Origin of the sequence: Streptomyces sp. NPDC048604 (genome assembly GCF_043199435.1) — a bacterium.
Classification (GTDB): domain Bacteria; phylum Actinomycetota; class Actinomycetes; order Streptomycetales; family Streptomycetaceae; genus Streptomyces.
This window is the reverse complement of the sequence record NZ_JBICVX010000004.1, coordinates 252816-264418: the sequence shown is the minus strand read 5'-3', so window position 1 is coordinate 264418 and position 11603 is coordinate 252816. Positions and strand designations below refer to the sequence as shown.

Here is an 11603-nt window from a genome sequence, read left to right as displayed (position 1 = left end):
TCCGTAACGCTACGTCACACATGTTGAACCCTTTGTCACCCACACGAGTGCAATGGGCAGGTCTCCGGGGGTGCGAGCGGGGGCGCGGGCGGCGCTACAGGACGGTGGACATCCGCGCGCCGATGCGTGTCCGCGTCACCACCAACTGCCCTTCCTCCGGGTAGGCGTGCCAGGTGCGCCAGCGCACCTGGCCCTCGTGCTTCTGCGCCAGCATCGCGGTGAACGCGTAGGGCGAGCCCGGAAACATTCCGGCGAGGCCGTGCGGGTGGTCGGCGACCAGGGCGAGGAGTTCCTGCGCGCGGCCGGCGAACGAGCCCCGCGACAGGTTCTCGACGCGGGCGGCGAACTCGTACTCCCAGTCCCCCACGCGCTTGGACACGCCCAGCGGCAGCGGCGTACTGCTGCCGGGCATGCAGGCGACGGTCTCGGAGCAGTCGCCCTGCTCGTCCTCCAGGAGCACCTGATGGGAGGCGCCAAGCAGGCGCAACTGAAGCTTGACGCCGGTCAGTTCGAGATCGAGCACGGCGAGGGCGGGCAGCGGCTCGCGCCCGAGTGCCCAGGCCAGGTCGGCCGCGCACGTGTCGGTATAGGTGGTCTTCAGGGTGGTGAGCATGGGTCGGCTCCGCAAACACGGTTTGACGGGTGGGCCGGGGGCGCCCCGGAGAGGGTTTTCAACGGGAGTGGGGGATCGCCGTCTCGGTGCCACACACGGTCCGAGGGCTGGATGTTCTCAACAGCGAGGGAAGCACGAACTCCAGGAACCGTGCAGCGTTTTTACCCAACTTGACGTGGTTTCCATCCCCTCGGGGGCTCCTGAGTTCAACTGTTCAATGAGAACCGTTCTTCCAGTTCCGACAAGGGACCGCTCCCACGCAACAGAAGGCCGCCCGGCGTCCCTTGCCCCGCCGGGCGGCCTCCCGCCCGGCGGCGGACCGACTGCCCCGTGTCAGTCGCCTCCGCCGCCGCCCCCGCATCCGCCGCCCCCGCAGGACGACGAGCTGCACGAGCTCCCACCCCCGCAGGAGTTGCCGCCACCGCCCTCCCACCAGCTGCCCCGGCGGCCGCGCCGCTGCCCGGGCCGGGCCCGCTTGGCGCGGATGGCGACCAACAGAACGACCAGCAACGCAGCGATGATGATGATCGGAACCGCTTCCATGACGTCCCCCGTCACTCGAGTCCACGCGCCGTGCGTGCACGTGCCGGGGAAATGCCCTCGCGGCGCGCCGCCCCAACCCCACTTGAGGAACTCCAGAGCTTCGGCCCAGGATGGCCGTCATGACGAGGCCACTGCTCAACCGCCGGCTCGCGGAGTTCGGCACGACGATCTTCGCGGAGATGTCCGCGCTGGCCGTGCGCACCGGGTCGATCAACCTGGGCCAGGGCTTCCCCGACACGGACGGCCCCGAAGAGGTCCGCGAGGCCGCGGTGCGCGCGCTGCGGGACGGCCGGGGCAACCAGTACCCACCCGGCCCGGGCGTGCCCGAACTGCGTACCGCCGTCGCCGAGCACCAGCTGAAGCGGTACGGGCTCGCCTTCGACCCCGACGCCGAGGTGCTGGTCACCGCGGGCGCGACCGAGGCGATCGCCGCCTCGCTGCTCGCGCTGCTCGAACCGGGCGACGAGGTCGTCGCCCTGGAGCCGTACTACGACTCGTACGCCGCCTGCATCGCGATGGCCGGCGCGACCCGGGTCCCGGTCACCCTCCGTCCGCACGACGGCGCCTATGTGCTGGATCTGGACGAGCTGCGGGCCGCGGTCACCGACCGGACGCGGCTGATCCTGCTCAACACCCCGCACAACCCGACCGGCACGGTGCTGACGCGCGACGAGCTCGCCGCGATCGCCGAACTGGCCGTCGAACGCGATCTGCTGGTGGTCACGGACGAGGTGTACGAGCACCTGGTCTTCGACGACGCCGCGCACGTGCCGATCGCCACGCTGCCCGGCATGCGCGAGCGCACGGTCACCATCTCCTCCGCCGGCAAGACCTTCTCCTTCACCGGCTGGAAGGTCGGCTGGATCACCGCCCCGCCGGAGCTGACCGCCGCGGTCCGCTCGGCGAAGCAGTTCCTCACGTACGTCGCGTCCGGCCCCTTCCAGTACGCCGTCGCCGAGGCGCTGCGCCTGCCGGAGACGTACTTCGACGGCCTGCGCGCCGATCTGGCCGCCAAGCGCGACCTCCTGAGCGACGGCCTGGAGCAGGCCGGCTTCGCGGTGTACCGCCCGTCCGGCACGTACTTCGTCACCACCGACATCCGCCCGCTCGGCGAGACCGACGGCTTCGCCTTCTGCCGCTCCCTGCCGGACCGCTGCGGCGTCGTCGCCATCCCCAACGCGGTCTTCTACGACCACCGCGACGAGGGCGCCCCGTTCGTACGCTTCGCGTTCTGCAAAACGGCCGCCGTCCTCCAGGAGGCCTCCGACCGCCTGCAGCGTCTGGCGAGCTGACCTCGGAGCTCGGGGGGGTCCTCGGCGCGCCCCCTCCGTGGTGCCTGGATCGTCGGGTAGACCGATTTGTCGGAAATGACCCGATGTGTTTCGCCCGGAGGTGCGTCCTGTCCGCCGAGACCCTCGAACGCGCGGCCCCCTCGGCCGCGGGCGTCGTCGTCCGGGCGTTGCCGCGCCGGCAGGCGGCGCTGCGGCGGGCCGTGCCCGCGCTCGGGCTGTTCGCCGCGGCGCGGCTGACCGGGATGGCGGTGCTCGCGCTCTGGGCGTGGCACGTCGGCCGTTCGCCGCGGGCGCTGCTGGCCACGTCCCTGGACTCCGAGTGGTACGCCGGGATCGCCGCGCACGGCTACGGGCGGACACTGCACCTGGCCGGCGGGGCCGTCCACTCCGACCTGGCGTTCTTCCCGCTGTACCCCGGTCTCGTCCGGGCCGTGTGCACCGTGCTGCCGGTCACCGGCGGCACCGCCGGGCTGCTGGTGTCCTGGGCCTCGGCCGCCGCGGCCGCCTGGGGCGTGTACCTGGTCGCCGAGCGGACCGCCGGACGGGCCACCGCCACCTGGCTGGTGCTGCTGTGGGGCCTGCTGCCGCACTCGATCGTGCTGACCATGGCGTACACCGAGCCGCTCATGACCGCCCTCGCCGCCTGGTCGCTGTACGCGCTGCTCACCCGCCGCTGGCTCTGGGCCGGCGCGCTGGCAGCGCTCGCCGGGCTGTCCCGGCCGAGCGGGATCGCCGTCGCGACGGCGGTGCTCGCCGCGGCCGCCTGGGAGCTGTGGCAGGAGCGCGGCCGGGCCGGGGCCCGGGTGTGGGCCGCCGCCGCGCTCGCGCCGGCGGGCTGGCTGGCGTACGTGCTGTGGGTGGGGTGGCGGCGGCACGACCCGCTGGGCGGCTACTTCGCGGTCCAGGACGGCTGGACCTCCCGCTTCGACTTCGCCCGGGGCGCGCTGCTCGTCGTCCGGGACATGCTGCTCCGGCCCGCCCAATTCGGCTTCACCATGGCGCTGGTGATCACGGCCGCCGGGGTGCTGCTCTTCGCGCTGCTCCTGCTCGCCGAGCCGGAGCGGCGGCCCCCGCTGCCGGTCCTCGTCTACACCGGCGTGCTCGTGCTGATCACGGTCGGCGGCTCCGGCTTCTTCGAGTCCAAGCCGCGCTTCCTGCTGCCGGCCTTCCCGCTGCTGCTGCCGCTCGCGGCCGCACTGACGAGAGCCCGGCCACGGGCGGCGATCACGATCGCCGTCGCCCTGGCCGGGCTCTCGTTCTGCTACGGGGCGTACGCGCTGACGCTCGCCCGGATGGCGCTCTAGGGGAGGCCCCCCGAGCGCCCGCCGTCACTCGGAGTCGCCGGCCTCGCCGGGCTCCTTGTCCTCCGGGGAGGCCAGGCCGAACTGCTCGACGAGCCACTTGTCGAACTCGATCGACGCGCGGACCCAGCTGACCGTGGACGACACGAAGTGCTCCAGGGCGACGCCGGTGCCGATCAGCATCTGCGCCTCGCCGATGAGCCGGAGGGTGGCGGAGCCGTCCTCCTCCTCGTGCAGGTGCGTGTACACCTTGGGCCACAGGGTGCGGCGGTTCCAGTCGTCGATCGCGTCCAGGACCCTGGCGCGGTCGTCGGCGGAGTGCGGACGGTCGTAGAACGTGCGGACGGAGAAGACCTGCTGCTCGCCCTCGCCGCGGAACATGAAGTACGTGCGGAAGTCCTCCCACGGCGCGGCGAGGTCACCCTCGTCGTCCACCACGTACTTCAGCTCCATCTGGTCGAGGAGCTGCTTGACGAGATCCTGGTCGGGGACGACGGGGCCCGCCGGTCCTCCGGCCTGAGGCTGGGGCTGGGCCCCGAAATTCGGAATCGAGGACGGGTCGATGCTCACCGAGGATTTCCCTTCGTACGGATGTTGTCATCCTCTCCCATGCGGGGCGGGGGGTGGCAACCCCACCGGGCCGTATCGGGTCCGGATCAGCTGCGAGCTGACATGATCTCCCGCGCGCCGCTTACTGCGCGCTTACTGCGCCGCGCCGACGATCAGCCCGTCCTCGAAGCGGTCCACGCGGACCGTGTCGCCGTCGCGGACCTCGCCGGCCAGGATCTCCCGGGCGAGACGGTCGCCGATGGCCGTCTGGATCAGGCGGCGCAGCGGGCGCGCCCCGTACGCGGGGTCGTTGCCCTCGTTCGCCAGCCACTCCAGGGCCGCCGGGGTGACCTCCAGGGTGAGCCGGCGTTCGGCGAGCCGCTTGGCGAGGCGGTCGATCTGGAGCTGCGCGATCCGGCCCAGCTCGGCCTTGTCCAGCGCCGAGAAGACCACCAGGTCGTCCAGGCGGTTCAGGAACTCGGGCTTGAAGCTCGCCCGCACCACCTCCAGGACCTGCTGCTTCTTCTCGTCGTCCGAGGTCATCGGCTCCACGAGGAACTGGCTGCCCAGGTTCGAGGTCAGGATGAGGATCGTGTTGCGGAAGTCGACCGTACGGCCCTGGCCGTCGGTGAGCCGGCCGTCGTCGAGGACCTGGAGCAGGATGTCGAAGACCTCCGGGTGGGCCTTCTCCACCTCGTCGAGCAGCACGACGCTGTACGGGCGGCGGCGCACCGCCTCCGTCAGCTGGCCGCCCTCCTCGTAGCCGACGTAGCCGGGGGGCGCGCCGACGAGCCGGGCGACGGAGTGCTTCTCGGAGTACTCCGACATGTCGATGCGGACCATGGCCCGCTCGTCGTCGAAGAGGAAGTCCGCGAGCGCCTTCGCCAGCTCGGTCTTGCCGACGCCGGTCGGGCCGAGGAAGAGGAACGAGCCGGTGGGGCGGTCCGGGTCGGCGATCCCGGCGCGCGTCCGGCGTACGGCGTCGGAGACGGCCCGTACGGCCTCGCTCTGGCCGATGAGCCGCTTGCCCAGCTCGTCCTCCATGCGCAGCAGCTTCTGCGTCTCGCCCTCCAGGAGGCGGCCGGCGGGGATACCGGTCCAGGCGCCGACGACGTCGGCGATGTCGTCCGGCCCGACCTCCTCCTTGACCATCGTGTCTTTGGACGCCTCCTGCCGGGCTTCCGCCTCGCTGGCCTCGGCCAGCTCGCGCTCCCGGGCCGGGATCTCCCCGTAGAGCAGCTTGGACGCGGTGTCGAAGTCTCCGTCGCGCTGGGCGCGCTCGGCGCGGCCGCGCAGCTCGTCGAGCTGCTCCTTCAGCTCGCCGAGCCGGTTGAGGGACTGCTTCTCCTTCTCCCAGCGGGCGGTCAGACCGCGCAGTTCCTCCTCGCGGTCCGCGAGGTCGCGGCGGAGCTTGTCCAGGCGCTGCCTGCTCGCCGCGTCGGTCTCCTGGGAGAGCGCCAGCTCCTCCATCTTGAGCCGGTCGACGGTGCGCTGGAGCTCGTCGATCTCGACGGGCGAGGAGTCGATCTCCATGCGGAGCCGGGAGGCGGCCTCGTCGACGAGGTCGATGGCCTTGTCGGGCAGGAAGCGGGACGTGATGTACCGGTCGGAGAGCGTCGCGGCGGCGACCAGCGCGGAGTCGTTGATCTGGACCTTGTGGTGGGCCTCGTAGCGGCCCTTGAGGCCGCGCAGGATCGCGATGGTGTCCTCGACCGTGGGCTCGGCGACCAGCACCTGCTGGAAGCGGCGCTCCAGGGCCGGGTCCTTCTCGATCCGCTCGCGGTACTCGTCGAGCGTGGTCGCGCCGACCATGCGCAGCTCGCCGCGGGCCAGCATCGGCTTGAGCATGTTGCCGGCGTCCATGGCGGAGTCGCCGCCGGCGCCCGCGCCGACGACGGTGTGCAGCTCGTCGATGAAGGTGATGATCCGGCCGTCGCTGGCCTTGATCTCGGCGAGGACGGTCTTCAGCCGCTCCTCGAACTCGCCGCGGTACTTCGCGCCCGCGACCATCGCGCCGAGGTCGAGGGAGACCAGCCGCTTGCCCTTGAGGGACTCGGGGACGTCGCCCTTCACGATCCGCTGGGCCAGGCCCTCGACGACGGCGGTCTTGCCGACGCCGGGCTCGCCGATGAGGACCGGGTTGTTCTTGGTGCGCCGGGACAGGACCTGCACGACGCGGCGGATCTCGTGGTCGCGGCCGATGACCGGGTCGAGGCGGCCCTCGCGGGCGGCGGCGGTGAAGTCGGTGCCGAACTTCTCCAGGGCCTTGTACGAGCCCTCCGGGTCGGCGGTGGTCACGCGGCGCGTGCCGCGGGCCTTCTCGAAGGCGTCCTGGAGGCGGCGGGCGCCGGCGCCCTGCTGGTCGAGGACCTGGCCGGCCGTGCCGCCCTTGGCGGCGACGCCCATGAGCAGGTGCTCCGTGGACACGTACTCGTCGCCCAGCTTCTTCGCGCGCGCGGCGGCGTCGGCGATCACGGCGAGCAGTTCGCGGTTCGGCTGCGGCGGGGCGACCGTGGAGCCGGTGACGCTGGGCAGCGCGGCGAGCAGCCGCTCCGCGCCGGAGCGCACGGCGGCCTGGTCGGCCTCGACGGCGGCGAGCAGGTCGGTGATGTTCTCGTTGTCCTGACCGGCGAGCAGTGCGAGGAGCAGGTGCGCGGGGGTCAGGTCGGGGTGCCCCTCGGACACGGCGCGGCTGCTTGCCGCGTTCAGCGCGTCACGGCTCTTGTTGGTCAGTTCGGCGTCCACGTAAGTCGTCTCCTCCTCGGCGTCGGGGACCGGTTGCGGGTGTTTGAGCGTTCTCCTACTGCTCTGACCCGTCTAACATACACAAAGTTGAGTCCATTCCGCTCAAGGTGTCGGGAAGGGCCGTGCGGCGGGTAGCTTCCGGGCATGGCGATTGACCCGAGGAACCCGGACGACTCGTATCTCGGCTTCTGGCGCGAGTACCACATGTGCACCCTGACGACGCCGCGGCCGGACGGCACGCCGCATGTGGTGGCGGTGGGCGTCACGTACGACCCGGAGGGCGGCGAGCGGGGCGTCGCGCGGGTGATCACGAACAAGCACAGCCACAAGGTCGCCAACGTGCTGGCGGCGGGTCCGGAGGGCGCGCGGGTGGCGGTCTGCCAGGTGGACAAGGGCCGCTGGGCGACGCTGGAGGGCGTGGCGCGGATCCGTACGGAGGCGGACGCCGTCGCGGACGCGGTGGCGCGCTACGCGGCGCGGTACGGGCGCACGCCGGCGCCGAACCCGGACCGCGTGGTCATCGAGATCGCGCTGACCCGCGCGATGGGCCGGGCGTAAGGGCTCCGGCCGGGACCCCGGACGCGGACAGCACAGCGGCGCCATCGTGTTTCAGGTCCACGATGGCGCCGCTGTGTGGGGGAAGCACCTGAGCGATCTGGAACGACGGGGGAACCGCTCAGGCACTGCGGGGGGTGGCGGTGATGGTCTCCGGTTCGACCAGCTGGTGGTCGCGCTGGTCGAGGTTGACGAAGATCATGCCGTACCGAATGGCACAGCGGACGGGCTGCGGGGCGCCTCGGGGCCGCCGGAGACAGCGGTAGGCCCGGACGTCCTCGTCCTGCTCGCGGGCGACGACGATCGGCTCTCCGAAGAGGGTGACCATCAACGAATCGCCACGGTGGGGGATGGCCGTGACGAGGTCGATGAAGTGCCACCCGGACCGGTAGGCCGAGGCCATCTCACGCCGGAAGACCCGGTCGTCGGGCGGGAAGCTCATGCGTCAGCACCGTCCGAGGCGAAGTCCCACGAGGGCTCACCGTTGGTGCCGAGCGTCGAACCCGCCGGAGTGCTGTCCCACGAGGGCTCACCAGGTGAAGCAAGTACGGAGCTGGCCGGCGCACTGTCCCACGAGGGCTCGCTGCCGACCGAAGCACCGAACACGCCGAGAGCAGCCGCCGCAACAACAGCTATGGCGCCAAGTGCACGAACCGTCCTGGTCATGGCCGTTCTCCACCTCTTTTGATCATTACCTCCTCCCCCGCGTCTACGACGATGGCTCACTCCGAACGCTTCCACCAGCGAGGGCAGGCATCATGTTCCTGTAATTCAGGACCCTGAGGGGGGTGCATATGCGACCAAAAGGGGACGATGGGGGACATGAGCATGGTGCGGAGGAACTCTGCGCCGCAGGGAGGGACCTCTACGCGAAGGCTTTGCGATCGGGACGCATCGCGCGCAAGGAGACCGAGGTCGCTCCCTGCCTGATCGATCTTGCTCTGCTGCGCCCCGATCCGGACGACTTCACCTGGCTGAGACCCATACCGCCTTCCGTCGCCCTCAACCAGCTGATCCACCCCATCGAGCGCGAGATCCAGGAACGCCGGCAGCTCACCGTCGCCTGGGCGGACACCTTCGAGCCGTTCATGTCGATCACCACCAAGGACCCGTCCGCGGCCGACTCGATCAACGTGCTGGAAGGGCTCGGCCTGATCAACGCCACGCTGGACCGCGCGACCGCCGAGTGCACCGAGGAACTGCTCACCGTCCAGCCCGGGAGCGGACGCCGTCCTCACATCCTGCAAGAGGCGCTGCGCCGGGTCGAGCCACTTCTCGGACGCGGCATCTCGATGCGGACGCTCTATCAGCACACCGCGCGCCACCACTCGTCGACGATGGCGTACGTCGAACACGTCGCCCCGCACGGGCTCGAGGTGCGCACGCTGGAAGAGATCATCGACCGGCTGATCATCATCGATCGCAAAGTCGCCTTCGTGCCCGCCCGCACGGATCGACAGGTCGCCCTGGAACTCCGGCACGAGGGTCTCGTGCAGTACCTCGTAGGGGTGTTCGAACAGTTCTGGCTCCACGGCGTGCCGTGGGAGGACGAGGTCGTCGCGTACACCCCCGTGCTCGACGGCATCAGCGGCGTCCAGCGTTCCATCGCCCGGCTGCTCATCGAGGGGCATGTCGACGAGGCCATCGCGCGCCGGCTCGGGATGAACGTGCGGACCTGCCGGGCGCACATCGCGAAGCTCGCGTCCGCGCTCGGCAGCGGGAGCCGGGCCCAACTCGGTTATCTGATCGCCCAGTCCGGCATTCTGGAGCAAGACCGGTGAACTCATGAACACACTGTCACCGCGCGTAGACCTCGATCTCGCGGCCGGCACCGTCCGGGTCGGCGGCGAAGGGCTGCCCGAGGTCGTCGTCGCGCGGACCCCGGGCGACGGCGAGACGAACGACGCGATCCCCGTCGGCACCCGCGACCCCGCCCGCCTCACGCTCACCGTCGACGGGCGCGAGGCGCGCCTGCGGCCCGCCAAGGGGCGGGTGTTCCGGCGGTCGTTCCGCGTGGACGCGACCGTCGACGGGGTCCGGTACCGGCTCGTGCCCTGTTCGTACGTGGAGAGCCGGCTCAGCCGCGGCAGGGACGCTCTCGGGCGGCTGGACTCGACCGGGGACGGACTCGTCGGCGCCGAGTGGGACACCGAGCCCGACGCCCTGGCCCTGGCCCTCGGCACCGCCCTCGCCGCCGCCTTCGGCACCGGCGCCGCGCCGTGGTGGGAGATCATGACGGACGTGATCGGGGAGCTCATTCCGTGAGCACACGCGTGCGGGGCCCCCGGCCGGTACGACCAGGGGCCCCGCACGTGAAGCTCAGAACCTGAGAACCTCAGAACCTGAGGACTAGGAGGACTACTCCGGGCGCTTCGGGCGCCACACCACCAGCGCGCTCGCCTGCTGGACGTCCTGGTACGGCACCAGGTCGCGCCGGTACGAGGCGTGCACCTGGGCCTCGCGCTGACGCAGCGTCGCCGCCGCGCCCTCGACGGCCGCCGACAGCTCGGCGACCCGCGCCTGCAGCGCGGCGACCTGGTTCTCCAGTTCGATGATGCGCTTGATGCCGGCCAGGTTGATGCCCTCGTCCTGCGACAACGCCTGCACCGTGCGGAGCAGTTCGATGTCACGGGCCGAGTAGCGCCGGCCCCGGCCCGCGGTGCGGTCCGGGGAGACCAGCCCGAGCCGGTCGTACTGCCGCAGGGTCTGCGGATGCAGGCCGGAGAGCTGGGCCGCCACCGAGATGACGTACACCGGCGTCTCGTCGGTCAGTTCGTAGGGGTTGCGACTGCGTCCCGGACGGCTCTCCATGTCCTCATGCTCCCTTCGCGGCCTGGAACAGCTCTGCCCGCGGGTCGACGTCCGCAGTCGCCTCGCGGTACGTCTCCAGGGCCTCGCGCGCCTTGTCGGACAGGTCCGTGGGGACCTGGACCTCCACGGTCACCAGCAGGTCCCCGCGGGTGCCGTCCTTGCGGACCGCGCCCTTGCCCCGGGCCCGCATGGTGCGGCCGTTGGGGGTGCCCGCCGGCAGCTTGAGGGTGACCGCGGGGCCGCCCAGCGTCGGGACCTTGATCTCGCCGCCGAGCGCCGCCTCGTCGAAGCCGACGGGGACGGTCACGGTCAGGTTGTCGCCCTTGCGGCCGAACACGGGGTGCGCGTCGACGTGCACCACCACGTACAGGTCACCGCTCTGCCCGCCGCGCTCGCCCGGGGCGCCCTTGCCGCGCAGCCGGATCCGCTGGCCGTCGGAGACGCCCGCCGGGATCCGGACCTGCATGGTCCGGGACGACTTGGCGCGCCCGCTGCCGTGGCAGACCTCGCAGGGGTTCTCCGCGATCAGGCCGCGGCCCTTGCAGTCCACGCACGGGTCGGTGAGCGAGAAGCCGCCGCCCGAGCCGCGCGAGACCTGGCCGGTGCCGACGCAGGTCGGGCACACCCGCGGCGTGCCGTTCTTGTCGCCCGTGCCGGAACAGGCCTTGCAGGGCTGCTGGCTGGACATCCGCAGCGGAACCGTGGCCCCGTCGACCGCCTCGGTGAAGCTGAGCGTCACCTCGGACTCGATGTCCTGGCCGCGCCGCGGCTGGGTGCGCGTGCCCGCGCCGCCCGCACCGCGGTTGAACAGACCGCCGAAGACGTCGCCCAGACCGCCGCCGCCGCCGAAACCGCCGGCTCCGCCCTGGGCGCCGCCTCCGAAGAGGTCGCCCAGGTCGAAGTTGAAGGAGCCGCCGCCTCCGGGACCGGCCCGGAAGCCGCCGTTGCCGAACAGGGCGCGGGCGTCGTCGTACTCCTTGCGCTTCTTCGGGTCGCCGAGGACGTCGTTCGCCTCGGAGATCTCCTTGAAGCGCTCCTCCGCCTTGGTGTCGCCCTTGTTGGCGTCCGGGTGGTTCTCGCGCGCGAGTTTCCGGTACGCCTTCTTGATCTCGGCGTCGGTGGCGTCCTTGGGGACGCCGAGAACCTTGTAGTAGTCCTTCTCCACGAAGTCCTTCGTGCTCACCGGCGTCCCTC

Annotated in this window: 11 protein-coding genes; 5 read left to right on the top strand and 6 right to left on the bottom strand. The window is 71.4% G+C overall.

Translation table 11 applies throughout. From position 1 onward, the window contains the following. Positions 1–94 precede the first annotated feature (94 nt). Positions 95–613: a DUF2617 family protein gene (locus tag ACGFMM_RS10565; protein ID WP_393645138.1), complete on the bottom strand. Its 519-nt coding sequence runs from the start codon at positions 611–613 to the stop codon at positions 95–97. A gap of 653 nt (positions 614–1266) precedes the next feature. Here ACGFMM_RS10565 and ACGFMM_RS10560 point away from each other — a divergent pair. Both ACGFMM_RS10560 and ACGFMM_RS10555 read left to right on the top strand, forming a co-directional pair. Further along, positions 1267–2448 carry a pyridoxal phosphate-dependent aminotransferase gene (locus tag ACGFMM_RS10560; protein ID WP_393645137.1) on the top strand — a complete coding sequence of 394 codons (1182 nt, stop codon included), beginning with the start codon at positions 1267–1269 and terminating at the stop codon, positions 2446–2448. 167 nt (positions 2449–2615) lie between these two features. Beyond that, complete coding sequence (locus ACGFMM_RS10555; RefSeq protein ID WP_393645512.1) at positions 2616–3752, top strand: hypothetical protein; 1137 nt, start codon at positions 2616–2618, stop codon at positions 3750–3752. Positions 3753–3776: 24 nt separating this feature from the next. Here the strand turns inward: ACGFMM_RS10555 and ACGFMM_RS10550 are convergent, their stop codons facing one another. Next, entirely contained in the window at positions 3777–4319 is a 543-nt protein-coding gene (locus tag ACGFMM_RS10550) for a YbjN domain-containing protein (protein WP_393645135.1), read from the bottom strand. A 132-nt stretch (positions 4320–4451) separates the two neighbouring features. Next, on the bottom strand, positions 4452–7043 hold the full coding sequence (gene clpB / locus ACGFMM_RS10545; protein ID WP_393645133.1) for an ATP-dependent chaperone ClpB: 2592 nt from the start codon (positions 7041–7043) through the stop codon (positions 4452–4454). A 144-nt stretch (positions 7044–7187) separates the two neighbouring features. Between clpB and ACGFMM_RS10540 the strand changes: the two genes are divergently transcribed. Beyond that, complete coding sequence (locus ACGFMM_RS10540; RefSeq protein ID WP_393645131.1) at positions 7188–7601, top strand: pyridoxamine 5'-phosphate oxidase family protein; 414 nt, start codon at positions 7188–7190, stop codon at positions 7599–7601. 118 nt (positions 7602–7719) lie between these two features. Here the strand turns inward: ACGFMM_RS10540 and ACGFMM_RS10535 are convergent, their stop codons facing one another. Continuing rightward, complete coding sequence (locus ACGFMM_RS10535) at positions 7720–8040, bottom strand: (2Fe-2S)-binding protein (protein ID WP_393645129.1); 321 nt, start codon at positions 8038–8040, stop codon at positions 7720–7722. Positions 8041–8392: 352 nt separating this feature from the next. Between ACGFMM_RS10535 and ACGFMM_RS10530 the strand changes: the two genes are divergently transcribed. Both ACGFMM_RS10530 and ACGFMM_RS10525 read left to right on the top strand, forming a co-directional pair. Then, a complete protein-coding gene (locus ACGFMM_RS10530) occupies positions 8393–9379 on the top strand; it encodes a helix-turn-helix transcriptional regulator (RefSeq protein WP_393645128.1) in 987 nt (328 codons plus the stop codon). Between the two features lie 4 nt (positions 9380–9383). After that, positions 9384–9863 carry a hypothetical protein gene (locus tag ACGFMM_RS10525; RefSeq protein ID WP_393645126.1) on the top strand — a complete coding sequence of 160 codons (480 nt, stop codon included), beginning with the start codon at positions 9384–9386 and terminating at the stop codon, positions 9861–9863. A 93-nt stretch (positions 9864–9956) separates the two neighbouring features. Here the strand turns inward: ACGFMM_RS10525 and ACGFMM_RS10520 are convergent, their stop codons facing one another. Continuing rightward, entirely contained in the window at positions 9957–10409 is a 453-nt protein-coding gene (locus ACGFMM_RS10520) for a heat shock protein transcriptional repressor HspR (RefSeq protein WP_393645124.1), read from the bottom strand. Positions 10410–10413: 4 nt separating this feature from the next. Then, on the bottom strand, positions 10414–11592 hold the full coding sequence (dnaJ, locus tag ACGFMM_RS10515; RefSeq protein ID WP_393645122.1) for a molecular chaperone DnaJ: 1179 nt from the start codon (positions 11590–11592) through the stop codon (positions 10414–10416). Positions 11593–11603: the final 11 nt, after the last annotated feature.

Coding starts and splice junctions, on each gene's coding strand:
- ACGFMM_RS10565 (WP_393645138.1), bottom strand. CDS start 613: ATGCTCACCACCCTGAAGACCACCTATACCGACACGTGCGCGGCCGAC.
- ACGFMM_RS10560 (WP_393645137.1), top strand. CDS start 1,267: ATGGCCGTCATGACGAGGCCACTGCTCAACCGCCGGCTCGCGGAGTTC.
- ACGFMM_RS10540 (WP_393645131.1), top strand. CDS start 7,188: ATGGCGATTGACCCGAGGAACCCGGACGACTCGTATCTCGGCTTCTGG.
- ACGFMM_RS10535 (WP_393645129.1), bottom strand. CDS start 8,040: ATGAGCTTCCCGCCCGACGACCGGGTCTTCCGGCGTGAGATGGCCTCG.
- ACGFMM_RS10530 (WP_393645128.1), top strand. CDS start 8,393: ATGCGACCAAAAGGGGACGATGGGGGACATGAGCATGGTGCGGAGGAA.
- ACGFMM_RS10525 (WP_393645126.1), top strand. CDS start 9,384: ATGAACACACTGTCACCGCGCGTAGACCTCGATCTCGCGGCCGGCACC.
- ACGFMM_RS10520 (WP_393645124.1), bottom strand. CDS start 10,409: ATGGAGAGCCGTCCGGGACGCAGTCGCAACCCCTACGAACTGACCGAC.